Annotated in this window: 23 protein-coding genes and 1 pseudogene; 11 read left to right on the top strand and 13 right to left on the bottom strand. The window is 51.5% G+C overall.

Features of this window, described 5'->3' with window-relative positions; all coding sequences use genetic code 11:
- Window positions 1-38: 38 nt before the first annotated feature.
- The 4 genes from AC5M9B_RS09790 to AC5M9B_RS09775 form a co-directional block, all read right to left on the bottom strand.
- Window positions 39-1,265 (bottom strand): HlyD family type I secretion periplasmic adaptor subunit, encoded by a 1,227-nt coding sequence (locus AC5M9B_RS09790; RefSeq protein WP_070656481.1) that lies wholly within the window; start codon window positions 1,263-1,265, stop codon window positions 39-41.
- 90 nt (window positions 1,266-1,355) lie between these two features.
- Entirely contained in the window at window positions 1,356-3,539 is a 2,184-nt protein-coding gene (locus AC5M9B_RS09785) for a type I secretion system permease/ATPase (protein WP_070656478.1), read from the bottom strand.
- A gap of 39 nt (window positions 3,540-3,578) precedes the next feature.
- Entirely contained in the window at window positions 3,579-4,880 is a 1,302-nt protein-coding gene (locus AC5M9B_RS09780) for a TolC family protein (protein ID WP_083310446.1), read from the bottom strand.
- A 198-nt stretch (window positions 4,881-5,078) separates the two neighbouring features.
- Window positions 5,079-5,864, bottom strand: coding sequence for an inositol monophosphatase family protein (locus AC5M9B_RS09775; protein WP_487648578.1), 786 nt, complete (start codon window positions 5,862-5,864; stop codon window positions 5,079-5,081).
- Window positions 5,865-5,923: 59 nt separating this feature from the next.
- On the opposite strand from AC5M9B_RS09775, the gene AC5M9B_RS09770 reads away from it, so the two are divergent.
- From AC5M9B_RS09770 to AC5M9B_RS09760, 3 genes are all read left to right on the top strand, one after another.
- Complete coding sequence (locus AC5M9B_RS09770) at window positions 5,924-6,067, top strand: hypothetical protein (RefSeq protein WP_487648577.1); 144 nt, start codon at window positions 5,924-5,926, stop codon at window positions 6,065-6,067.
- A complete protein-coding gene (locus AC5M9B_RS09765; protein ID WP_487648576.1) occupies window positions 6,048-6,863 on the top strand; it encodes an RNA methyltransferase in 816 nt (271 codons plus the stop codon). The genes AC5M9B_RS09770 and AC5M9B_RS09765 overlap by 20 nt, the downstream gene beginning before the upstream one ends.
- A gap of 70 nt (window positions 6,864-6,933) precedes the next feature.
- Window positions 6,934-7,785 (top strand): DUF1853 family protein, encoded by an 852-nt coding sequence (locus AC5M9B_RS09760; protein ID WP_487648575.1) that lies wholly within the window; start codon window positions 6,934-6,936, stop codon window positions 7,783-7,785.
- Window positions 7,786-7,885: 100 nt separating this feature from the next.
- On the opposite strand, the pseudogene AC5M9B_RS09755 reads toward AC5M9B_RS09760, so the two are convergent.
- Together AC5M9B_RS09755 and AC5M9B_RS09750 are read right to left on the bottom strand one after the other, a co-directional pair.
- A pseudogene (locus AC5M9B_RS09755) lies at window positions 7,886-7,999 on the bottom strand (IS5/IS1182 family transposase); the annotation flags it as partial.
- 108 nt (window positions 8,000-8,107) lie between these two features.
- Window positions 8,108-8,902, bottom strand: a complete 795-nt coding sequence (locus tag AC5M9B_RS09750) for a factor H-binding protein (RefSeq protein ID WP_487648574.1) — start codon at window positions 8,900-8,902, stop codon at window positions 8,108-8,110.
- Window positions 8,903-9,241: 339 nt separating this feature from the next.
- Between AC5M9B_RS09750 and AC5M9B_RS09745 the strand changes: the two genes are divergently transcribed.
- Window positions 9,242-10,195, top strand: a complete 954-nt coding sequence (locus AC5M9B_RS09745; protein WP_070656467.1) for an L-lactate dehydrogenase — start codon at window positions 9,242-9,244, stop codon at window positions 10,193-10,195.
- A gap of 284 nt (window positions 10,196-10,479) precedes the next feature.
- On the opposite strand, the gene rlmB is transcribed toward AC5M9B_RS09745, so the two are convergent.
- The 3 genes from rlmB to AC5M9B_RS09730 all read right to left on the bottom strand — a co-directional run bounded on the left by rlmB (window position 10,480) and on the right by AC5M9B_RS09730 (window position 12,375).
- On the bottom strand, window positions 10,480-11,229 hold the full coding sequence (rlmB, locus tag AC5M9B_RS09740; protein ID WP_070656464.1) for a 23S rRNA (guanosine(2251)-2'-O)-methyltransferase RlmB: 750 nt from the start codon (window positions 11,227-11,229) through the stop codon (window positions 10,480-10,482).
- 130 nt (window positions 11,230-11,359) lie between these two features.
- Window positions 11,360-11,668 carry an AzlD family protein gene (locus tag AC5M9B_RS09735; RefSeq protein ID WP_003740656.1) on the bottom strand — a complete coding sequence of 103 codons (309 nt, stop codon included), beginning with the start codon at window positions 11,666-11,668 and terminating at the stop codon, window positions 11,360-11,362.
- Window positions 11,665-12,375 (bottom strand): AzlC family ABC transporter permease, encoded by a 711-nt coding sequence (locus AC5M9B_RS09730; protein ID WP_049229102.1) that lies wholly within the window; start codon window positions 12,373-12,375, stop codon window positions 11,665-11,667. The genes AC5M9B_RS09735 and AC5M9B_RS09730 overlap by 4 nt, the downstream gene beginning before the upstream one ends.
- Before the next feature lie 353 nt (window positions 12,376-12,728).
- Here AC5M9B_RS09730 and dapA point away from each other — a divergent pair, with 353 nt between their 5' ends.
- Window positions 12,729-13,610, top strand: a complete 882-nt coding sequence (dapA, locus tag AC5M9B_RS09725; protein WP_487648573.1) for a 4-hydroxy-tetrahydrodipicolinate synthase — start codon at window positions 12,729-12,731, stop codon at window positions 13,608-13,610.
- Between the two features lie 80 nt (window positions 13,611-13,690).
- A complete protein-coding gene (locus AC5M9B_RS09720; protein WP_487648572.1) occupies window positions 13,691-14,818 on the top strand; it encodes an outer membrane protein assembly factor BamC in 1,128 nt (375 codons plus the stop codon).
- 220 nt (window positions 14,819-15,038) lie between these two features.
- Here AC5M9B_RS09720 and AC5M9B_RS09715 read toward each other — a convergent pair whose 3' ends face one another.
- From AC5M9B_RS09715 to AC5M9B_RS09700, 4 genes are all read right to left on the bottom strand, one after another.
- Window positions 15,039-16,361 carry an MFS transporter gene (locus AC5M9B_RS09715; protein ID WP_487648571.1) on the bottom strand — a complete coding sequence of 441 codons (1,323 nt, stop codon included), beginning with the start codon at window positions 16,359-16,361 and terminating at the stop codon, window positions 15,039-15,041.
- Window positions 16,358-16,555 (bottom strand): cbb3-type cytochrome oxidase assembly protein CcoS, encoded by a 198-nt coding sequence (gene ccoS / locus AC5M9B_RS09710; RefSeq protein ID WP_003744897.1) that lies wholly within the window; start codon window positions 16,553-16,555, stop codon window positions 16,358-16,360. Before ccoS ends, AC5M9B_RS09715 begins: the two co-directional genes overlap by 4 nt.
- On the bottom strand, window positions 16,555-16,860 hold the full coding sequence (locus AC5M9B_RS09705; RefSeq protein WP_070655244.1) for an HLGFF motif protein: 306 nt from the start codon (window positions 16,858-16,860) through the stop codon (window positions 16,555-16,557). Before AC5M9B_RS09705 ends, ccoS begins: the two co-directional genes overlap by 1 nt.
- Before the next feature lie 248 nt (window positions 16,861-17,108).
- A complete protein-coding gene (locus AC5M9B_RS09700) occupies window positions 17,109-17,324 on the bottom strand; it encodes a hypothetical protein (RefSeq protein WP_180949637.1) in 216 nt (71 codons plus the stop codon).
- A gap of 59 nt (window positions 17,325-17,383) precedes the next feature.
- On the opposite strand from AC5M9B_RS09700, the gene AC5M9B_RS09695 reads away from it, so the two are divergent.
- The 5 genes from AC5M9B_RS09695 (at window position 17,384) to AC5M9B_RS09675 (ending at window position 22,783) form a co-directional block, all read left to right on the top strand.
- Window positions 17,384-18,580, top strand: coding sequence for an acetate kinase (locus AC5M9B_RS09695; RefSeq protein WP_019270220.1), 1,197 nt, complete (start codon window positions 17,384-17,386; stop codon window positions 18,578-18,580).
- Between the two features lie 259 nt (window positions 18,581-18,839).
- Entirely contained in the window at window positions 18,840-20,501 is a 1,662-nt protein-coding gene (recN, locus tag AC5M9B_RS09690) for a DNA repair protein RecN (RefSeq protein ID WP_487648570.1), read from the top strand.
- Window positions 20,502-20,655: 154 nt separating this feature from the next.
- A complete protein-coding gene (gene gshB / locus AC5M9B_RS09685) occupies window positions 20,656-21,612 on the top strand; it encodes a glutathione synthase (RefSeq protein ID WP_487648569.1) in 957 nt (318 codons plus the stop codon).
- Between the two features lie 105 nt (window positions 21,613-21,717).
- A complete protein-coding gene (locus AC5M9B_RS09680; RefSeq protein ID WP_209282799.1) occupies window positions 21,718-22,110 on the top strand; it encodes a diacylglycerol kinase in 393 nt (130 codons plus the stop codon).
- A 193-nt stretch (window positions 22,111-22,303) separates the two neighbouring features.
- The gene (locus AC5M9B_RS09675) at window positions 22,304-22,783 is read left to right on the top strand and encodes a copper chaperone PCu(A)C (RefSeq protein WP_487648568.1); all 480 of its coding nucleotides are present in this window, start codon (window positions 22,304-22,306) and stop codon (window positions 22,781-22,783) included.
- Window positions 22,784-22,906: the final 123 nt, after the last annotated feature.

Genomic DNA, 22,906 nt, shown 5'->3' with positions numbered 1-22,906 from the left:
CGACCTTTTGACTGCTAAATAAGTTTTATTTGATGAAATTAACGCTCGCTCAATGCCTGTTTCATACGGGTAATCGGTTTGATCAGGTATTGGAAGATAGTTTTTTCACCGGTTTTAATATCCACCGTAGCAACCATACCGGGGATAATCGGCATGTCTTTACCGTTTTTGTCTTTCAGAGTGCTGTTCTCGGTTTGGACGATGACTCGGTAGTAAACTTGGTTGGGGTCGAGTTTCAAGTCGTTGGCGCGGCTTTGCATGGAGTTGCTGACGGTATCGGCGCCGACGAGGGTAACTTTGCCGTCCAGACCGCCATAGATGGAATAGTCATATGCGCTGACTTTAACCAAAGCAGGCTGTCCTGCGCGGATAAAGGCAATGTCTTGCGGACGGATATAGGCTTCGACGAGAAGTTTGTCGTCAACAGGGACAATTTGCATGATTTCTTCGCCTGGGTTGACTACGCCGCCGATGGTATTGATTTTGATGTTTTTGACGATACCGCGCATGGGGGCGCGGATTTGGGAGCGGTCAACCGGGTCGGCGCGCATTGCCATGTTTTCTTTGGATTGCGCCAGCTCGGACTCGGATTGGACAAGTTCGTTGTTGGCATCTGCTCTGTATCGGTTGCGGCGTTCGGCAATTTGCAGGGTCAAATCGCTGGATTCGCGGCGCATTTTGAGGAGTTCGACTTCGGACATGACACCTTGTGCCACCATAGGTGCAGTAATGGCGATTTCGCGATCAAGCGCCGCTTTGCTTTGTACCAAACTTTGTACGGCATCGGTCATGGCTTGGCGACGGGCATTATATGCGGCGGTTTCGCGGCGACGAAGTTCAGGGCTGACGTTTTTAGGGAAAGTAAGTTTGCCGCCGTAGGCTTCAGCTTTCAGGCGGGCGATGGTGGCTTCGAGGTTTTGGACTTTGGCTTCGCTCTCGCGTAAAACGGCAAGGCTGCGGGTGTCATCGAGCTTTAGCAGAATTTGGTCTTTTTCAACCAAATCGCCTTCTTTAACCATCATTTGGGTAATGACGCCTGCGTCCAGACTTTGGATGACTTGTTCACGGCTGCTGGGGATGACGTTGCCGTTGCCGCGGGTTACTTCTTCGACGGTGCTGTTGTATGCCCATACGACAAAGACGACGAGCAGCAGGAAAAACAGGATGATGACCCAAAATTGGCCGCTGTGTTTTTCTTTTTGTAAGGCTGCATTCAAATCGTTAATAAGATGCAGGTCTTTGGATTTAACGTTGTTTTCGCTCATAATGATGAATCTTCGGTATCTGTTTGTTGTTTTCAAAGAGGTCGTCTGAAACGCTTTCTACGTGTTTTCAGACGACCTTTTCCCTTTTCGTCATGCTTGCGCCGCTTCGCCGGGACGTTGGTTTTCCTGCGCTTGTTGTGCTGCTTTGACTTTGTTTTGCTCGTTTTGCATCAGTTTTTGCAAGACTAAATCACGCGGACCGTCCATAACGACTTTGCCGTTTTCCATCACGATGATGCGGTTAACGATTTGCAGCACTTGCGGACGGTGGGTTACCAAGAGCATGGTGCGGTTGCGTCCCCATTGGGCGATAGCGTTTAATGCCATGCGTTCGGTACCTTGGTCGAGACTTGTTGTCGGTTCGTCCAAAAGGACGACTTTAGGGTCGCGCAGCGTCATGCGTGCGAGGGCAATGATTTGTTTTTGACCGCCAGACAGACCCAAGCCGTCTTCACCCAAAGGCATATCCAAGCCTCTCGGATGGTTGCGGATGATTTGATCTAGACCGAAGCGTTTAAGTGCGGTCAGCAGGTCTTGATCGGTTGAATAGCTGTCGGCACGCGCCAAATCCATGTTTTCGCGCAATGTGCCCAAGAAGAGGCGTGGAGATTGGCTAAACAGGAGGACTTGGTTACGCAGGAAGTTCGGATCGAGTTGGCGCATATCGACGCCGTCGAGGGTTACGTTGCCTTTTTCGGTATCGTACAGACCGCTCGCCAGCTTCAACATGGTACTTTTACCGCTGCCGATGCGTCCGAGAATACCGACTTTTTCACCGGGTCGGATGTTGATGCGCAACTCGTCAACCGCGTTGTTGCTTTCGTTTTTGTATTTAAACGTTACGTTTTCAAAGGCGATATTGCCTTGAACGTTGTCCAAAGTAATGTATTTGCGCTCGGGGCTGCGCTCGATCGGGCGGGAAACAATATCGTTCACGCCTTTTAATGCTAACTTCGCTTGTTGGAAGCGGGTAGCAAGACCGGCAACTTGAGCCAGCGGAGCCAACGCGCGACCGGACAGGATGACTGAGGCAATCAGCGCACCCATAGTGATTCGTTCTGCGTGGTTATCAGCATGAATCAGATAGGTACCGACAACGACCAAAAAGACAGTATTGAGTTGCTGCATGGCAACGGCGAAGTTGACCATGAAATTGCTGGTGTCTTTAACTTTGATGGATGAAGCGGAGGTTTTGGCAGTGTATTCGTCCCAGCGTTGTTGCGCCCATGAAGTCGCGTTGTTGGTTTTCAGGGTTTCGATGCCTTCGATGGCTTCTACGGCAAGGCCTGAACGTTGCGAACTTTCTTTCATGGATTCGTTAATGTGGCGCGACAAGGGGCGTTGGACGATGAAGCCGACAATAACGACAATCGGAATGATGGCCAAAGGAACCAAAGCCAATTTGCCACCGACTATCGAAATAACAAAGATAAACAGCAATAGGAACGGCAAGTCCACCAAAGTCAACAGGCTCGCGCTGGTCATGAATTCGCGTACTGATTCAAATTCGCGCAGGTTGTTGGCGTATGAGCCGGACGAAGCAGGACGGTCGGCGAGGCGCAATGCCATCACGCGACGGAACAAGGCAGAGCTGATAATCAGGTCGGCTTTTTTACCAGCGATGTCGGTCAAATGACCGCGTATCATCTTGGCGGCAAATTCGAACAAAATGGCGAGGACAACACCGATACTCAAAACCCACAGGGTTTCATAGGCTTGGTTGGGAATGACGCGGTCGTACACGTTCATGACATACAACGAGCTGACCAAAGCGAGGAAGTTGATGATGACGGTCGCCAAAATCACTTGATAGTAATAGCTGCGGAAACGCCAAATGACTTTCCAAAACCATGCTTTGGGAAGGTGATATTCGGGCAGTTCGGAACGGGTGTCCGCCGCCATTTTAGGCTTGATAAACCAACAGTAACCCAGATACAGACCGGAAAGCTGGTCATGATCAAGCTGCTGTTCCAAGCCATCTACCTGACGGATATGATATTTTCTGTTGCGACCCGAACCTTCGATGTTCGTAATGACGGCGGCTTCTTCGTTGTGAAGAATGATCATCACAGGAACGGCAAGCGAAGGAATGTCTTCCAGATTGCGCTTGGACAATGTGTTTTCAAAGCCGTGGCTGCGTAAAACTTCGACGAGAGAATGATAGTTGACATTGAGTTTTTTATCCCGCACCACCTCTGCCGTCAGCGCGGCTTCTGACACAGGCGCCCCTAAGAGACGGGTAACCAACACAATATGTTCAATGATTGCTTTCATGATAATTCGCGTAATGAGTAATGATGTTAAGATTTTATGTTATTGCTTCAAGCCTGCCCAATTCGCCATTTGCGCCTGCGCAGCCAAATAATCCAACGCGGCATCGCGGAAATCGTTGCGCGCCGAAATGCTTTCCTGCTCGATGCTGGACAATTCGTTGTATGCGCCCAAAACGTCGGTCAGCGTGCGGCGGGCGATTTTGAATTGCAGCTCGTAAGTTTTAACCACGTCTTTTTGAGCGGCAATATGTTGCGCGGCAATATCGGCACGGCGTTCGCTCTCGCGCATGTCGATTTCGGCGGTTTGGGTTTTCTCGGTAATGTCGCGCATAATCTGCTCGGATTTCGATTCGGCAGCAATCAACGCATCGGCATTTTTCTGTACATTATGGCGCGCGGCAACGTCCAAGACATTCCATGCCACATTCAGATAAAGCTGTCTGTTGTCGCGGTTCGCATTACCTTCCAAATTTACGGCGGGCAGACGTTCTGCTTTGGAAACGTCCAAATCTGCCTTCACGCTGTCGCGTTCTGCCACTTGCGCCCGATAGGAAGGATTGGTGTTGTTATCGGCGGTTTTGAAACGGCGAACCAATGATTCCGCGCTGTCGTTGGCAAACGGATCTTCCAAATCCTCTGCCGTCAACTGCCGTCCGGTGTAGCGTGACAAGCGGCTCAACGCCAATTCCATCGTACGCTGTTGTTGCGCGATTGATGATTCGACCTGCAACTGGCGCGCACGCGCTTCGATGAGTTCGGAACGGCGGCCGCTGTCGTATTTCACGATAATGTTCAAATCTTTCAGAAGATTATTGTGCCGAACTAGACTTTGACGGTTGATGCGCAGGATTTCTTTCGCGCGCAATGCGGTCAAATAGAGCTTGCCGATGTCGCTGCCCAAGCGTTCCTGATTTTCAAAATAGCGCTGATGATAGTATTGCTCTCTATTTTTATCGCGCCGTACCGCCGCATTGATGGCACCCCATGAATAAACATTCACAGTTCCGCGTATGCCAACACCGTCACTCATATCGCTGCTGGAATATTTGTTTTTCTGCGCCAAAACTTTGGTACCCGTCAGCGTCAACACAGGATAATGCCGAGCACGGGTTGCCTTTGTTGTGCTTTTTGCCGAATCTTCGGTCGCTTTCGCTTCCTTCACAATCGGATCGGACACCATGGCATCCCTTAAAATAGCCTGCAAAGGATACGCCTGCGCTGTTGTCGCACACACCGCCGCACAAACTGCGGCAGCAAGCTTGCCAGCGCGAAGGATGGATGACTCAGGACGATTCAAAAATGTTTTTTTCTTCATATTATTCACAGCAATACGGTTCGTCATTTATCTGATTGGCAGAGGCGCGGCCTTTTGCAAATCAATTCTTTGAGCATATTATCATTAATCGGAATCTCTGTTTTCAGATTGCGACAAAAGGTAGTTATATGCCCCTGAAAGTAACATGGATGATATTCCTAATATTGCTAAATCACGACACCGTATTAAGACGGACAAAAGGTCGTCTGAAAACGACCTCCTGTTTTACAGATGTCCGGCAATAATTTGCAGCATCTGCGCCAGCACTTTCGGATTGGCTGCCACAATATCGCCGCTTTCCAGCCAGCCTTCATTGCCGGACATATCGGTAACGATACCGCCGGCTTCCTGCACAATCAGCGCGCCTGCGGCAATATCCCAAGGTTTGAGGTTGAACTCGAAGAAACCGTCCAAACGGCCGGCCGCCACGGCGCACAAATCCAACGAAGCCGCGCCTTCTCTGCGACCTCCGGCCGTTTTTGCCAAAAAGTCTTTCAAAATAGCCAGATACTTGTCCATCATGCTTTGGTCGACAACAGGGAAGCCGGTACCGATCAAGCAGCGGTTCAACTCAATGCGGGAAGAAACACGGATACGGCGGTCGTTGAGCAACGCGCCTTTGCCGCGCGAAGCCATGTAAACATCGTTACGTTCAGGTGCGTACACCAAAGCTTCCTGCAACACGCCTTTGTGCAGCAGTGCCATAGAAATCGCGTATTGGGGATGGCCGTGTAAGAAGTTGGTCGTGCCGTCGAGCGGATCGATAATCCATTCGTATTCCGTGGAGGCTTTGCCGTGAGAACCGCCTTCTTCGCAAGTGATTTTGTGATGCGGATAGGCTTCTTTAAGCGCTTCCACCAAAATCATTTCAGAATTGCGGTCAACGTCGGAAACGAAATCGTTAAATGCCTTGCTGTCAACTTTGACGGCATCCAGATTGCCGCTTGCGCGGATCATCATCTGCCCGGCTTTGCGGGCGGCTTTGAAAGCGGTATTTAAAAACGGATTCATGGGTTTTCTTTCTAAATCAGGTAAAATACCGTCCGGCGCATCTGCACCGAACGCAACGTTTGTACGTTTCCGACGTTGTTAAAGAACATTTCAGACGACCTCTCAAGCCCCAAGGCGAAAGGTCGTCTGAAAACAAAAAGATGGCGCATTATACCCGATTCCCGAACAAACCGAAAACAAAACATGACTTCAACCAAGCCTGAATTGCCCGACTATCTCGGCAACATCCGCATCATCCTCACCCGCACCAGCCATCCCGCCAATATCGGCTCTGCCGCCCGCGCCATGAAGACCATGGGGCTGCACAATCTCACCATCGTTGCCCCGAATTTAATGTCCACGCCGATGACCGGACAACCGCCTGTTTTCAACCCCGAAAACCCGCAAGACTTCCAACTGCCGGAGGAAAGTTTCATTCTCGCTTCCGGTGCGGCAGACGTATTGCACAACGCCGTGATTGCCGCCACACTCGACGAAGCCCTCGTCAACACCACGCTCGCCTGCGCCCTTACCAGCCGCCGCCGCGAAATCACTGCACCGCTGCAAACCCCGCGCGAACTGGTTCCCGAATTATTGCAGGCGGCACAACGCGGAGAACAAGTTGCCCTCGTCTTCGGCAACGAAACCTTCGGCTTAAGCATCGAAGAAGTGCAGGCCTGCAACCGCCTGATGACCATCAACGGCAATCCCGACTATTTCTCGCTCAACCTCGCCCAAGCCGTTCAGGTCGTGTGCTACGAAATCTTCAGTCAGACCGATATGCCCATGACCCACCTGCAACAAGAAGACCACGCCGCCACCCACGAGCAAATCAAAGGCATGGTCGCCCACATGGAAAGCGTCATGGACGACATCGGCTTCTTCAACCGCCGCAACAGCGAACGCCTGATGCGCCGAATGCAAAGCCTGTTCGGCCGCGCCAACACGCAAACCGAAGACATCGACATCCTGCGCGGCTTTTTCAATACCGTCAGCCATCGTTTGAAGAAGAAAGACTGAAAAAGGTCGTCTGAAAACTTGATTACAAGTTTTCAGACAACCTCAGCCAAACTATCAACCAGATACAGCCATGAACTACGCCCTAGATGCCCTTTGGTGGAAACTCGCCACCCCGTCCGTCCGCGACCTCGCCACCCTGCTGACCGCTCCGCCGCTTTGGCAAAGCGGCTGTGAACTGAGCGTGCGCGAACTGTTGGACGAACGCGGCTTCCGCTATCTTTTGGATTTGGACGGTAATCCCGCCCCGCTCAACGACTATCTCGCCGAACACGCCCCCTTCGGCAACCGACTCGGCATCTACGCCGAACGCCTGCTCGCATTTTGGTTCACCCACGCGCCGCATACCGAATTGCACGCCTATAATCTGCCCGTGTTTTCAGACGACCTCACGCAAGGCGTCGCCGATTTCATCACCTCCATCAACGGCAAACCCTACCACATCGAACTGACCTGCAAATATTACGGCAGCGACAGCGGCAAATCCGCAGAGATGCATGGACTCAATGCCAAAGACACCCTCGCCACCAAAGCCGCCAAACTGCCCCGCCAACTCGCCCTGTTTCAATCCTCCAATGGCAGCGAAACCCTGCGGCAAAACCGCCTCCCCGACGCGCCGCAACCCGCCTCAATAATACGTGGCATCGGCTTTTTCTCCATCGGTGCAGATTCCGCCGAAGCCCCGTTGAACCCATACTGCTGGCGCGGCGTCTTTATCCGAGACTGGTCGACATATCCGACCCACGACGGCGCACGTTACCACCTCATCGACCGCATGGCATACCTTGCCCCCGCCCGCGTTACCGAGGCGCAAACCCTGTCCGAGCGAGACGTCCGCCAAATCGAAAGCGGCTTAATCGCCAAACTCGAATTGCGCCCCGACGGCTTTTGGCATGAAATCGAACGCATCATGAAAGTTGTTTGAGTCCAAAGCATCCACTCCTACAAACCATATAGCAAACATACTTAACTTTAAATACAGCATGCCATCAAATTCCGTCATTCCCGGTAAGTTGCGTATCGAAAATAAAGTATAGTGGATTAAATTTAAACCAGTACGGCGTTGCCTCGCCTTGCCGTACTATTTGTACTGTCTGCGGCTTCATCGCATTGTCCTAATTTAAATTTAATCCACTATAATTTAGCTATATTTTCCAAATTGCCGATACAAAAAGGTCGTCTGAAACCTTTTATCTAAAATAAAGGTTTCAGACGACCTTGTCCGTCAGACTGAGAAATGTCCTACCTTACTCTTTCTTACCGGCCAAACCGATTTCCTGAATTTTACCGCCGTCGTTGACTTTAGCCTTACCGGCAATTTCTTCGGCTTTACTGCCGAAAAGCTTCAGCTCGTAACTACCTTTTTCTACACCGTCCTTCATGGCTTTGCCGCTCAAGCCTGAGCCGTTAGCCATGGCCTGAATATCGGTTTTCGCCAATTCGACGTTATAGCCGCTATACATTCCGCTGATGCTGCCGCTGCCTTGTTTCTTCTCAAAATCAACCGTATAAGACAAACGCCCGCTGCGGTCATCGCCGTTGAACGCGATACCTTTGTAGTTTATTTGTCCCAATTTAGGCAGATTACCGAAAGCAATGTCCTGCCCTTGAATTTCATTAACATGAAAATCGAAGGCCTCGGAACGCACCCCATCTGCCGGATTAGTTTTCTGCTTTGCCAAAGTGGCGGCAACGATGGAATGGTTTTGTTTATACACCAAGAAATCACCGCGTTCCAATTCGATGAGTTGTCCGTTTACATTGATTTTTTTCACATAGTCAAAATCGGAAACACGGTCGTTTTTCAGATAACCCGTATCCAAAACCCCGCCTTTTTTCAGGGTTTGGGTTTTACTGCCCCTGTCGGTCAACTCCAGTACGCCGCCGTCGGGAACAGATTCGGAAACAGTCAGTTGCTTCCAATCTTTTACATTAGGATCAAACGGCTTGGTCAATCCGTCCGCCAAACTGCTGCCTGCGCTGCTGCAAGCGGACAAAATGCAGGTGGCAGCCAAAACCGCCAATAAAGATTTCGCTTTCATTCGTTTCCTTTCATTATCATGATTCATGACTATTGTGCCTCCGTATTTCGGCGGCAATGTCTGCAAACAAAATCCGTTCGAATCTTCGGATACACTCCATAAGTTATACTATAACGATTTTATGATGATATTCATGATTTAAATCAAAATAAATATACTGCATTATATCAATCCTCTTTTCTGCTTTTCTTGCCATTGCTCCCGCCCTGACCGGTAAATACCTTATGTGCTTATTTTTCCACTACAATCCGCTACAAAGCAAACAGATCGTCTGAAATTTGACGGCACTCTGCCTTGGTGCTATTAATAATTACTATTTACAAACAAACAGGAATAAATATGAAAAAAGTTGGTAATAAAGTAGTGGTTGTAGGCTTAGGCGCGGTCGGTGTCAGCTACGCCTATTCCATGCTCAACCAAGCCTTGTGCGACGATATGGTTTTAATCGACATCAACCGTACGCGCGCGGAAGGCGAAGCGCGCGACTTCCGCCACGGAATGCCTTATGCCGCCTCGCCCGCACGTATTTACGTCGGCGATTACGATGATTGCTCGGATGCAGATATCGTGTGTATTTGTGCGGGCGCGGCGCAGGCTCCCGGCGAAACCCGTTTGGACTTAATCGACAAAAACCTGCGCATCTTCCGCGACATCGTTTCGAAAGTCATGGCTTCGGGCTTTGACGGTATCTTCTTGGTCGCCTCCAATCCGGTGGACGTACTGTCTTATGCCGTCCTGCGCTTTTCAGGCCTGCCCAAAGAGCGCGTTATCGGCTCGGGCACTATCCTTGACTCCGCCCGTTTCCGCGTCTGTCTGGGCAACGAATTCGACGTCGCGCCTTGGAGCGTCGATGCCATGATGATCGGCGAACACGGCGACAGCATCATTGCGCTTTGGAGTACCGCCAACATCGCCGGTATGTCGGTTCAGAAGATGTTGGAACAATCAGAAGACGGGCAGGAGCGTATGGACAAAATCTATAACAACGTGCGCAATGCCGCCTACGAAGTCATCGCCGCCAAAGGTTCGACCAGCCACGGCATCGGTATGGGCTTGAGTCGTATCTCCAACGCCATCCTGCACAATCAAGGCGTCGTGTTGCCCGTTTCTACCCTGCTTGAAGGCGAGTTCGGACAAAACGGTGTGTATATCGGCGTACCGACCGTCGTCAACCGCCAAGGCGCGGTACGCATCATTGACCTGCAACTTTCAGACGACGAAACCGAACGCTTTGCCCGCTCGGCGGAACTGTTGAAAAGCTATCAACGCAAAGTCGATGAAATGGTAGGATAAACAGAATAGCTTCTGAATAAAACGTCGTCTGAAAACTGGAAATTTGGTTTTCAGACGACGTTTGCTATGTAGGGGAAGTTAATCCGTCAATATTGTAAAAATACCTATACCGCAGCGGAAATCCGGACTTGCAATGTTCAAAAGTGTTTGAAGATTACTTTAATGGCAGACTGACGGATTCAGGACGTGCAAGCATGACGGCACTGACCCGCCCATGAAAAAACGTCGTCTGAAAACCGCATTTCCAGTTTTCAGACGACGTTTTTTGTACGCAAACCTAAGTCCTATTTTTCTGCTTTCAACACTCTTTGCCGGCGCGTTTCGCTCAACACCATGCCTGCGCTGACGGAGACGTTCATGCTTTCGACCGTGCCGAACATGGGTATCGACACCAGCATGTCGCAATGTTCGCGCGTCAGGCGGCGCATGCCTTCGCCTTCGTTGCCCATCACCCATGCCGCGCTGTCGGGCAGGTCGCAATGGTAGAGGTCGGCGTCGCCGCCCATGTCGGTGCCGATGATCCAGATGCCGTATTCTTTCAGCTCGCGCAGGGTGCGGGCGAGGTTGGTTACGGTGATGTAGGGGACGGTTTCCGCCGCGCCGCAAGCGACTTTGCTGACGGTGGCGTTCAGCCCCGCGCTTTTGTCTTTCGGCGCGATGACAGCGTGTACACCCATTGCGTCGGCGGTTCGCAGACACGCGCCGAGGTTGTGCGGATCGGTGATGCCGTCGAGTATCAGCAATAGCGGCGGTTCGCTCAGGTTTTCCAATACGTCTTCAAGGTGGACATGGTTTTTGGAAGCGTCGATAAATCCGACCACGCCCTGATGCCGCGCGCCTTTGCTGATGGCGCTGAGGCGGTCGGCGTCGGCAAAGTGTACGCGCACGTTTTCGTTTGCCGCTTTTTCCAGTACATCACGCGTGCGGGCATCGTTTTTGCCTTCTTGGATGTAGAGTTCGGTAATCGATTTCGGGTTTTGCCACAGGCGGGCGTTGACGGCGTGGAAGCCGTAGATGAGTCTTTGGTTTGCCATGATTTTGCTTTATAAAAAATTTCAGACGACATTATAACAAGATAAGGTCGTCTGAAAGGGAAAGGTCGTCCCGTCAGGAGGCTGCGCACTCTGAAAACAAGTGTATCCAGTTTCACTCAAATGCAACCACCTACCGCATCAAATACCCCAACAACCCCGAACTGCCCACGCCGATCAACACGGTAACCAACATAGAAAACCTACTAGCGGCAAGCACGGTCAGCGCAATGGCAATCAACTCGTGCGGCTTGTCGGACACGAAATAAGGCGCGATGACAGAAATCAACACGCAACCCGGCGCGGCTTCCATCACAATTTGTGCACGGCGGCTTAAAGTGCGATTGCGCAAGGCGAAAAAACCGATAAGGCGGGTGGAATACGTTACCGCCAGCATGCTGGCAAACAGCAGGAACGACTGCCAAGACAGCAAATCCTTCATTCCTTCTCTCCCCAAAGATAGGCGGCAAGCAGGCCGGAAATCGCGCCCATCGGCACATACCAATGCCCGTCCACCGACAAATAAGTCCCGCACGCCACAATCAGGCTGACAAACCAAGGGCGTGCCGCCTTAAAGCTTTTCCACATTCCGCGCAGCAGCACCAAAAACACGGCGGGAAATGCCATGCCGAAGCCCCATGCCGCGACATCGCCGAACATCGGTCCGACCGCCGCGCCAAACGCCGCAAAGCCGATCCAAGTGGTGTAGAGGATGAAACACACGCCCGCATAAAACGGCATATTGAATGCCGGCAACCCCATCGCCTTGCGTTTTTGGATTTCCGCAAACGCCATCGCCCAACTTTCGTCACACATAAAAAACAACGCAGGCATGGCTTTTTTCAGCGGCATATCGCGCATATAGGGCGCGATTGCCGCCCCCATCAGAATATGGCGCGAATTAATCATGAAGGTAACGGTGGCAATCAGCAGTATCGGCAACGGGTTTGTCCACAGGTTGACCGCCGCAAATTCCGAGCCGCCGGCGAAATTCATGCCCGTCATCATCAGCATTTCCAGCCAACTCATGCCCTTCTGACCGCCCTGCATACCCAATATCAACGCCCACGGCAAAAGCCCGATGAGCATGGGCGAGGTTTCTTTAATGCCGCGTAGAAATTCGGATTGCGGGGAATTGGGGTGTGTCATTTTATTGGGGAGCTTAAAGAGAGTTTAGGGTTTGAAGATGAAAAATGAGGGAAGGTATTATACACAGTCGGACAAACTTAAAAAGGTCGTCTGAAACGGGCTTCGATAACGCAAAAATCATCGCTGCAAGACTTTAACACTTTTTAATCCTTGACAGGCATTTCACTATGAAAATATGCTAAATTTTTGATTAAAAACATCATTATTCATTAAGATAAACATTACGTTCAGCTTCGCACGGCGACCGCCTGGTCAAGATGTTTCACATAAACAACAAAGTAAGCTACAATCCCAAGCATTTCCTTCCCTTTGGAAGCAAACCCTATTGCGCCCTACAAATAAAAGGTTTTCTTATGTTACAAGGCAGTTTGGTTGCCCTGATTACACCCATGAATCAAGACGGCAGCATCCATTACGAACAACTCCGCGATTTGATCGACTGGCATATCGAAAACGGTACTGACGGCATCGTCGCCGTCGGCACGACAGGCGAATCCGCCACACTCTCCGTCGAAGAGCATCTAAGCGTAATCGAAGAAACGGTCAAACACGTCAATAAGCGCGTTCCCGTTATCGCCGGCACCGGCGCCAACAATACCCTTGAAGCCATCGCGCTCTCCCGCGCCGCCGAAAAAGCCGGCGCAGACTACACCCTTTCCGTCGTCCCCTATTACAACAAGCCCTCCCAAGAAGGCATTTACCAACATTTCAAAACCATCGCCGAAGCCACTTCGATTCCGATGATTATCTACAACGTACCCGGCCGCACCGTCGTCAGCATGACCAACGACACCATCCTGCGCCTTGCCAAAATCCCGAATATCGTCGGCGTCAAAGAAGCCAGCGGCAACATCGGCAACAATCTCGAACTGATCAAACACGCGCCCGAAGGTTTCACCATCCTTTCCGGCGACGACCCCACCGGCCTGCCCTTCATGCTCTGCGGCGGACACGGCGTCGTTACCGTTGCCGCCAATGTCGCCCCCAAACTCTTCGCCGACATGTGCCGCGCCGCCGTTGCAGGAGATATTGCGACCGCTCGTCAATTAAATGACCGCCTGATTCCGATTTATAACACTATGTTCTGCGAACCAAGCCCTGCCGCGCCCAAATGGGGCGTATCCGCGTTGGGCAAATGCGACCCTTATGTCCGCCTGCCGCTCGTTCCCCTGACCGAAGCCGGACAGGCAAAAGTCCGCGCCGCATTGCAAGAATCCGGACAACTCACCGCATAAACCGCAAAGGTCGTCTGAAAACCGTTTCCAAATTTTCAGACGACCTGCCGTTAACCCATCACATCCCACAGGAAACCAATATGGCCTATATGAAACCTGTCGTCATAGCAATCGCCCTGATCAGCATGACTGCCTGTTCAGGCAACAAAAAAGACCTGCCCAAGCTGGATTACCAAACCCAGACCCGCAAAATCGTCAAATTAGAAGTACCGCCTGATTTGACTAACCCCGATCAAGGCAATCTTTATCAAGTACCTGCGGGCAGCGGTGCCGTCCGTGCCAGCGACCTGAGCCGCCGCACATCCGCAGCCCAACAAGCCGCGAATTCCGACGTCCTTAAATCCGTCAAAGGTGTCCGTTTGGAGCGCGACGGCAACCAACGCTGGGTTGAAGTCCAAGGTAAATCCCCTGCCGAAATTTGGCCTCTGCTGAAAGCATTCTGGCAAGAAAACGGTTTCGACATCAAATCCGAAGAACCCGGCATCGGCCAAATGGAAACCGAGTGGGCTGAAAACCGCGCGAAAATTCCGCAAGACGGCCTGCGCCGCCTCTTGGACAAAGTCGGCTTAGGCGGCATCTATTCCACCAGCGAGCGCGATAAATTTATCATCCGTATCGAACAAAGCAAAAACGGCACGACCGACGTCTTCTTCGCCCACAAAGGCATGAAAGAAGTTTACGCAGACAAAAACAAAGACACGACCACATGGCAGCCTGCCGCCAACGACCCAAATCTTGAAGCCGCCTTCCTCGCACGCTTCATGCAATATATGGGCGTCGATCAGCAACAAGCCGAAAACGCGCTGACCCAAAGCGTTGCCAAACGCAGCGGCAACGAATTGGCGCGAATCGACGGCAACACCCTGCTCGTCTCCGGCGACTACGGCCGCAACTGGCGCCGCACCGCGCTCGCCCTCGACCGCATCGGCTTGAATGTCTTAGGTCAAAACATCGAACGCCACGCCTTCTTGGTTCAACAGGCACCTAACGAAAGCGAAGCCGTTTCCACGAAAAAACCGGGCTTCTTCGGCCGTATGTTCGGCAAAGGCAAAAAAGTTGAGAAACCGGCAGCCTACCCCGAAATCATCGTATTCGTCGAGCCTATCAACGGCGGTTCACGAATCCGCCTTCTCAACAAAGACGGCAGCGCATACAACGGCAGCGATGCCTCTACGCTCATCAGCCGCCTGCATACCGAATTGCGCTAACCCGCTTTTCAAAACCTCCTGTCCGCAGGAGGTTTTTTTGCGCTTATCAAAAGCGACAAGCAAAATACAGTCATTCCCAAAATAGACCTGTCAATTTATGATTCAAGTATAAAATGAAGACATCAGATTGATTTTAAGGACGATTGACGCTTAAACATCAGCTAGGCGAAAGGTCGTCTGAAAACAGAAATCCTATTTTCAGACGACCTTTCGCTTAAGCTTACCGTTTGATAATATTGCTGAATATCTTGCCCATATCGTTTAAGAAACGGGGTTCGCGCTGGATCAGGTAAACAATCAAGGGGATATTGCCGATGGCGACGATCAGGTAAAGCAGGGAAATGCTGTCGAACAGCATCAAGAGTACCGCGCTTAAAATGGCAGCCGATACCATGAACACGCCATTGATAATGTTGTTGGCGGCGACGGCGTGGGCGCGGAAAGATTCGCTGCTGGCGGTTTGCAGCCAAGTGTAGAGCGGGACGGAGAAGAAGCCGCCGAAGAAACCGATCAGCGTCATGACGAGCATGACAGGATACGCCATGCCTTGCGACAGGAACCAGGTGATGCCGTTGAGTTCGGTAAAGCGTTGTCCTTGGGTCAGCCATACCAAAATCAGGCCGAATACGGTCAAACCCGTTGTGCCGACGGTTACCAAGCCCAAGAGCAGGCGTTCGTGGCTGAGTTTGGCGCACAACACCGAGCCGGCGGCGATGCCGATGGAGAATAGGGTAAGCATAAGGTTGAAGACGCTGTCGTTGCCGCCCAAATGGATTTGCGTGAAAGTCGGCAGTTGGGTGGTGTAAACCGAGCCGATAAACCAAAACCATGAAATGCCGATGATGGATGTGAAGACGGAATCATATTGTGCGGTTTCGCGCAGGAGCGCGTGCGTGCCTTTGACGATGTTCCATTCGATTTTCGTGTTGGGGGCTTTGGCGGGGACGTTAGGCATGAAGAAGCTGGTCAACGTGCCACTGATGGCGACGAGCAAGACTAAGATACCGACGACGGAGGGCGACAAGCCTGCGACGGACGTGCCTAAAATCTGACCGAACAAAATGGCGATAAATGTTCCCGATTCGATCAGGCTGTTGCCCATAATCAGCTCTTTGTCGTTGAGGTAATCGGGCAGGATGGCGTATTTCAGCGGACCGAACAACGTCGATTGCGCGCCCATGCAAAACAGGCAGACCAAGAGCAGCGGGGCAGACTGGATATAAAAGCCGAACGCCGCTACCGCCATAATCACGATTTCCAATACTTTGATCCATCGCGCCAAGACGGCTTTGTCGAATTTGGTGCTCAGTTGTCCCGACAGCGCGGAAAACAGGAAATACGGCAGGATAAACAGCAACGCGCCCAAGTTCAGCATTTGGCTGGCGGGCAGGAAGTCGTTTTTGCCCAAACCGTAGAAGCTGATCATCACGAACAGCGCGGTTTTGAACATATTGTCGTTGAACGCGCCCAGAAACTGCGTGCCGAATAATGGGGCGAAACGGCGGCTGGTCGGGAAATTCAGATTGTCTTTTTTGAGGCTCATTTTTCGGATTCTTGTTCTTCTTTTTCTATTTCGTTTTCAAGCAGCTTGTCGGTGGAATCGTCGTCCATCAGAATGCGGTGTGCCGGTCCTTCGAGATCGTCAAACTGCCCGTTTTTGCCCGACCACCAAAAAAAATAGCCGATAGCAAACGCCAAAATGATGCTGATGGGCACCAAAATAAACATACTTTCCATCACATCGCTCCGGTCAAGTCGGTTAAGACGAAAGTCTGTCCCGATACGGTCAGATATTCGTTGCGCAGCGAGCCGACAAGGGCGTCGTCGAAAAACAGCTCGATACGGTCTTTCACGACGCGCCAATATTGCGGAATCTCGGTTTGCTCGAAAGGAGTCAAAGCCTCCGCCGCCACGCCTTCTTCACTTTGCAGCTTGACGGCGAAACGCCCGCTCTGCGGCTGCGTTTCGGATTCGTCATCCGGCAGCATGATGAAAAAGCCCACATGGGCGCCTTGTTGCGTATGGATACTGAAATAGTGCATATCAAAGAATCTTAAAAGGCTGCCGCTGTTTTCAGACGACATAGTGAACACAAAAACTGTCTAAATGTAACAGTTTGACACGCCCCTGCAAAGGGCTTTACGCCCCCGCGTTCGACGGGTCGTCTGAAAACAAACCGTTTCCCTTTAAACATCAATATCTTCCTTTATCGTCTCCAGACTGTTCCAAGTCAAACATTAAGCCAAGCAGCCGAACCCGTTTTTTGCTAGAATAGCGCGGTTTACATTCATCAACCGATTTCAGACGACCCCGCCGAATCAGCGGCGGCAGAAGCCACAAGGAAAGCAACATTCATAAAGTTGCCGCCATTCCGAATGTAACGATAATTTTTTCTTTCATAGATTTTACGCCACCAACCGATACGGCCTGCCGCGCAGACGCTCGGCGCCGCCCTCAACGCATCCACTATGCCTGCGGGAGATGTTTGGCGGGATATCGACGACAAAGAACAGATTGCCGATACTGCCTACACAGGTCGTCTGAAACCTTCAGGAGCCACAACAAATGACCCAAAAACTCATCTTAGTTTTGAACTGCGGCAGCTCATCCCTCAAAGGCGCCGTACTGGATAACGACAGCGGCGAAGTCCTGCTCAGCTGCCTTGCCGAAAAACTCAACCTGCCCGACGCTTACATCACGTTCAAAGTAAACGGCGAAAAACACAAAGTCGACCTGTCTGCCAAGCCCGACCACACCGGCGCAGTTGAAGCGCTGATGGAAGAACTCAAAGCCCACGGCCTCGACAGCCGCATCGGCGCCATTGGCCACCGCGTCGTCAGCGGCGGCGAACTGTACAGCGAATCCATCCTCGTTGACGACGAAGTCATCGCCGGCATCGAAAAATGTATTCCGCTCGCTCCGCTGCACAACCCCGCGCACCTCTTGGGTCTGCGTGCCGCACAAAGCATTTTCAAAGGTCTGCCCAACGTTGTCGTTTTCGACACCGCCTTCCACCAAACCATGCCGGAACATGCCTACACCTACGCTATTCCGCATGAACTGTATGAAAAATACGGCTTGCGTCGCTATGGCGCACACGGCACCAGCTACCGCTACGTTTCTGATGAAACCGCCCGTTTCCTCGGCAAAGACAAAAAAGACCTGCGCATGGTGATTGCCCACTTGGGTAACGGCGCATCTATTACTGCCGTCGCCAACGGCGAATCACGCGATACCAGCATGGGCCTGACCCCGCTGGAAGGCCTCGTGATGGGTACACGCAGCGGCGACATCGATCCCGCAGTGTTCAGCTTCTTGGCTGAAAATGCCAACATGACCATCGCCCAAATCACCGACATGCTGAACAAAAAATCAGGTCTGCTCGGCATCTCAGGTTTGTCCAACGACTGCCGTACCATCGAAGAAGAAGCCGCCAACGGCCACGCAGGTGCTAAACTGGCTCTGGAAATCTTCATCTACCGCCTCGCCAAATACATCGGCAGCATGGCTGTCGCAGCCGGCGGTCTTGACGCACTCGTTTTCACCGGCGGTATCGGCGAAAACTCCGACATCATCCGCGAGCGCGTACTCGGCTACTTGGGCTTCCTCGGTCTGAAAGCCGACCACGAATCCAACCTGAAAGCCCGCTTCGGTAACGCAGGCGTGATTACGACTGCCGACAGCGCAGCCGTCGCCGTTGTGATTCCGACCAACGAAGAATTGATGATCGCACACGACACCGCCCGTCTGAGCGGCCTGTAATACAGCGCATCATCCGATAAAAAACCTGCCGAAAACGGCAGGTTTTTTTGTTGCTGACTGTTTTCAGAAAACCTATTTCAGACGACTTAATTTTGAAAGTGTTGTAAATAAAATAATAAAAATCAGATGTATAAAATTTCAATAAGAAAAATTTGAATAAATATAGAAAATCTTATTTAAACTACAAAAAATCTTAGTTATAATCAGCATATCTAAAGTTAGCCGCCGATGTGCGGTCGATTTACTAAGGAATACTACCATGCTGTTGGCACTTTCCCTGCGCGATTTTGTCATTGTTGAAAACCTCAATCTGGATTTCCAAAGCGGTTTTACCGTTTTGACCGGCGAGACAGGCGCGGGCAAATCGATTACGTTGGACGCAATCGGGCTTCTGTTGGGCGATAAGGCAGATTACAGCCAAGTCCGCAGCGGCGCGAAGGAAGCGCAGTTGTCGGCATTGTTCGATATCAGCCTTTTGCCCGAGCTTAAAGCCCAATTGCAAGAGCAGGGTTTTTTGGACGAAGACTCGGAAGAACTCAGCATCCGACGCATCATCGATGCCAAAGGGAAAAGCCGCAGCTTTATCAACAATCAGGCAGCCACACTGGCGCAGCTTAAAGCAATCGGCGGGCAGCTTATCGACATCCACGGGCAAAACGCCCACCATTCCCTCAATCAAGAATCCGCCCAGCGCAAATTGTTGGACGCATTTGCAGGTAGTAAGGCGCAGGCGGAAACCGTCAGACAGCTTTATCAAAACTGGGTCAATGCGAAAAAAGCCCTCCAAGAGGCTCAGGAACACGCCGAGACCATCATTATCGAGCGTGAGCGTTTGGAATGGCAGTTCAACGAATTGAACCAGTTGGATGTCAAACAAGGCGAATGGGAAGCACTCAGCCAAAGCCACGACAGCCTTGCCCATTCCGCCGAATTGCTGCAAGCCGCCAAAGAAGTCGGCGACTACATTGATGGCGACAACGGCATCCAACGTCAAATTTATCAATGTCAAAAATTATTGACCAATCTGCAAAACATCGAGCCGCGCTTTGCTGAAAGCCTGAATATGCTGGCGAGCATTGAAGCCGAATTGGGCGAAATCAGTGCCAATATGCGCGACGTCGCAGGCCGCAGCGACATTGATCCCAATGAGTTGGCGGCGCAGGAACAGCGCATGGGCGAGCTGATGGGAATGGCGCGGAAATACCGCATTGAGCCTGAAGCCTTGCCGCAAAAGCTGGCTGAAATCGACGAGCGCCTGCAAAGCCTGCAAGCCGCTGCCGATTTGGAAGCGTTGACGCAAACCGTTGCCCGCAACCTTGCCGAATATCAGGAAGCCGCCCACGTTCTTTCCGCCATGCGCCATCAGGCGGCGGGCAGATTGGGCGAAGAGACTACCGGACATATGCAGCATCTCGCCATGAAAGGCGCGCGTTTCGACATCGTCCTGCTGCCGTCTTCCCCGACGGCACACGGTTTGGAGCAGGTACAGTTTCAAGTTGCCGCCAACAAAGGCAATCCGTCCCGTCCGCTGAACAAAGTCGCGTCCGGCGGCGAACTTGCCCGCATCAGCCTCGCCTTGCAGGTGGTCACCAGCCAATACACGCAAGTCCCCACGCTGATTTTTGACGAAGTCGATACCGGTATCGGCGGCGGCGTAGCGGAAATGGTCGGCAAAGCCCTGCGTGCTCTGGGTAAAAAACATCAAGTGCTTGCCGTAACCCACCTTCCACAAGTCGCTTCCTGCGGTGAAAACCATTGGCAGGTACGCAAACACAGCGAAGGCGAGCAAACTGTCAGCGAAATCAGCGTGTTGGATCACCAGCAGCGTATCGAAGAAATCGCCCGTATGCTTGGCGGCGAAATCATTACCGACACGACCCGCAGCCACGCGGCAGAGTTAATCAGCCTTGCCGCCGCTTAAACGCAGAATCGAAGAGGTCGTCTGAAAAGGCAGTTTGTGTGTAACCCAATTCACAAACCGTTTTTCAGACGACCTCTTTGCCAAACTGCCCGCGCCCTTTCAGACGACCTCAATACAAGGTATGATTACGTCGTTTGTTTATAAGGAAGTTCCCATGAAAGTCCTGTTTATTGCCGATCCGATGGCAAGTTTCAAAACCTATAAAGACACCACCTACGCGATGATGCGTGAGATGGCAAAACGCGGCTGGCAGCTTTTCCATACCTTGAGCGGTGAGTTGTCCGTGCAGCAAGGATTGGTGACTGCTCAGGCTGCGCCGTTTGAGTTTCTCGGTGCCAAAAACGACGATGATCATGAGTGGTTTAAAGCGGCAGACAAAGTTCAGACGACCTTGAAAGACTTCGATGCCGTCATTATGCGCACCGACCCGCCGTTTGATATGCAATATCTCTACGCCACCCAATTTCTGACGCTGGCGGAGCAGCAGGGCGTGAAAGTCTTTAACAGCGGACAGGCGATGCGCGATTTCAATGAAAAACTGGCGATTTTGAATTTCAGCCAGTTCACCGCACCTACGCTGGTCACGACCCGTTCCGCCGATGTCCGCGAATTTTTGAAAGAACACGGCGACATCATCATCAAACCGCTCGACGGCATGGGCGGCATGGGCATTTTCCGCCTGACCGAAAAAGACCCCAACATCGGCAGTATCCTCGAAACCCTGATGCAGCTTGATTCCCGCACCATTATGGCGCAACGCTACATTCCCGAAATCGTCCACGGAGACAAACGCATCCTGATTATCGGCGGCGAAGTCGTCCCCTATGCTTTGGCGCGCATTCCGCAACACGGCGAAACACGCGGCAATCTGGCAGCAGGCGGGCGCGGCGTGGCGCAGGAATTGAGCGACCGCGACCGCGAAATCGCCGAAACCCTCGCCCCTGAACTCAAACGCCGCGGCATCCTGCTGGCAGGTTTGGACGTCATCGGCAGCAATCTGACCGAAGTCAACGTGACCAGCCCGACCGGTTTCCAAGAAATCATGAAACAAAAAAACTTCGACGTCGCCACGATGTTTGCCGACGCTGTCGAAGCTTGGTCCAAACAATAATCCCAAAAGGTCGTCTGAAATCCGAATCCGTTTTATCGAAACCCGCTTCGCTCGTTTTCAGACGGCCTCTTTTTACAAATATAAATATTGATACAAACATTACTTATGAAACCATCTTCTTACGCTGCCGATAAAAAAGGCAAAAGTGGCATCAAACGCATCATCAACGCATTCGGCTATTCCAAAGACGGGCTTGCCGCCGCCTACCGCTATGAAAGCGCGTTCCGCCAAGTATTGTGGCTGAACCTGATTTTGATTGTCTTGACCTTCATCCTCAATTTCGACTCCGCGACCAAAATGCTGCTGATTATCGCGTCGTTTGTTTCGCTGATTACCGAATTGTTCAACACCGCTGTCGAAGCTGCCGTCGATCACACGTCCACTGAAAAACACGAATTAGCAAAACGCGCCAAAGATGCCGGATCTGCCGCGCAATTACTCGCTTTGACGATGTTGGGCATCGTGTGGGCGATTGCATTGTGGCGCGAGTATGTTTGAATTTACTTTGAGATGATTTATACTTACTAAGTATTAATTCTCATGAATTAATTTGAATCATTTTGTTTAATCTGAGTCAAAGCATTCAGACGACCATTGCATGTAGGATGAGAACAGTATTACCGACATGCAATGTCACGCGGAAAGCTTTTGCCGCAACAAAACCACCCATTTCATCATAAAGGAGCAATACATGAAAAAATTATTGGTAACCCTGATTGCAGCAGGTTTGGTATCCACCGCTTCCGCAGCCGGTGTTCACGTTGAAGACGGCTGGGCGCGTTCTACTGTCGAAGGCATGAAAATGGGCGGCGCGTTCATGAAAATCCACAACGATGAAGCTAAACAAGACTTCTTGGTTGGCGGCAGCAGCCCGGTAGCCGAGCGTATCGAAGTACATACCCATGTAAACGACAACGGCGTAATGCGCATGCGCGAAGTTAAAGGCGGCATCCCGCTGGAAGCAAAAGGCGTGACCGAGCTGAAACCAGGCAGCTACCACGTTATGTTCATGGGTCTGAAAAAACCGCTGAAAGAAGGCGAAAAAGTACCTGTTACCCTAAAATTCAAAAATGCCAAACCTCAAACCGTACAACTGGAAGTGAAAACCGCACCGCAATCCGGCATGGATCACGATCATGGTCATGGTCACGGTGGCGCGCATCAACACTAATCGTTCATAGTTTGAATTCAAAAGGTCGTCTGAATATTTGAACTACCCCCCAAATCTTGGACACTCATAAAAGCCTATTCAGGCGCTCTGTGCAAGCTGGGTTCTGTATGCGACAGGACTCAG

It is taken from the genome of Neisseria flava, assembly GCF_982712965.1.
The sequence above is the reverse complement of the archived record's forward strand: the minus strand, read 5'-3'. Positions and strand labels throughout refer to the sequence as shown.

Excerpts from the sequence above, each read along its gene's own strand:
- AC5M9B_RS09785 (WP_070656478.1), bottom strand. The coding sequence starts at position 3,539 with ATGAAAGCAATCATTGAACATATTGTGTTGGTTACCCGTCTCTTAGGG.
- AC5M9B_RS09745 (WP_070656467.1), top strand. The coding sequence starts at position 9,242 with ATGAAAAAAGTTGGTAATAAAGTAGTGGTTGTAGGCTTAGGCGCGGTC.
- AC5M9B_RS09675 (WP_487648568.1), top strand. The coding sequence starts at position 22,304 with ATGAAAAAATTATTGGTAACCCTGATTGCAGCAGGTTTGGTATCCACC.
- ccoS (WP_003744897.1), bottom strand. The coding sequence starts at position 16,555 with ATGGAAAGTATGTTTATTTTGGTGCCCATCAGCATCATTTTGGCGTTT.
- rlmB (WP_070656464.1), bottom strand. The coding sequence starts at position 11,229 with ATGGCAAACCAAAGACTCATCTACGGCTTCCACGCCGTCAACGCCCGC.
- AC5M9B_RS09720 (WP_487648572.1), top strand. The coding sequence starts at position 13,691 with ATGGCCTATATGAAACCTGTCGTCATAGCAATCGCCCTGATCAGCATG.
- dapA (WP_487648573.1), top strand. The coding sequence starts at position 12,729 with ATGTTACAAGGCAGTTTGGTTGCCCTGATTACACCCATGAATCAAGAC.
- AC5M9B_RS09705 (WP_070655244.1), bottom strand. The coding sequence starts at position 16,860 with ATGCACTATTTCAGTATCCATACGCAACAAGGCGCCCATGTGGGCTTT.
- AC5M9B_RS09760 (WP_487648575.1), top strand. The coding sequence starts at position 6,934 with ATGAACTACGCCCTAGATGCCCTTTGGTGGAAACTCGCCACCCCGTCC.
- AC5M9B_RS09680 (WP_209282799.1), top strand. The coding sequence starts at position 21,718 with ATGAAACCATCTTCTTACGCTGCCGATAAAAAAGGCAAAAGTGGCATC.
- AC5M9B_RS09730 (WP_049229102.1), bottom strand. The coding sequence starts at position 12,375 with ATGACACACCCCAATTCCCCGCAATCCGAATTTCTACGCGGCATTAAA.
- AC5M9B_RS09780 (WP_083310446.1), bottom strand. The coding sequence starts at position 4,880 with ATGACGAACCGTATTGCTGTGAATAATATGAAGAAAAAAACATTTTTG.
- AC5M9B_RS09765 (WP_487648576.1), top strand. The coding sequence starts at position 6,048 with ATGACTTCAACCAAGCCTGAATTGCCCGACTATCTCGGCAACATCCGC.
- AC5M9B_RS09750 (WP_487648574.1), bottom strand. The coding sequence starts at position 8,902 with ATGAAAGCGAAATCTTTATTGGCGGTTTTGGCTGCCACCTGCATTTTG.
- AC5M9B_RS09695 (WP_019270220.1), top strand. The coding sequence starts at position 17,384 with ATGACCCAAAAACTCATCTTAGTTTTGAACTGCGGCAGCTCATCCCTC.
- AC5M9B_RS09715 (WP_487648571.1), bottom strand. The coding sequence starts at position 16,361 with ATGAGCCTCAAAAAAGACAATCTGAATTTCCCGACCAGCCGCCGTTTC.
- recN (WP_487648570.1), top strand. The coding sequence starts at position 18,840 with ATGCTGTTGGCACTTTCCCTGCGCGATTTTGTCATTGTTGAAAACCTC.
- gshB (WP_487648569.1), top strand. The coding sequence starts at position 20,656 with ATGAAAGTCCTGTTTATTGCCGATCCGATGGCAAGTTTCAAAACCTAT.
- AC5M9B_RS09790 (WP_070656481.1), bottom strand. The coding sequence starts at position 1,265 with ATGAGCGAAAACAACGTTAAATCCAAAGACCTGCATCTTATTAACGAT.
- AC5M9B_RS09775 (WP_487648578.1), bottom strand. The coding sequence starts at position 5,864 with ATGAATCCGTTTTTAAATACCGCTTTCAAAGCCGCCCGCAAAGCCGGG.
- AC5M9B_RS09735 (WP_003740656.1), bottom strand. The coding sequence starts at position 11,668 with ATGAAGGATTTGCTGTCTTGGCAGTCGTTCCTGCTGTTTGCCAGCATG.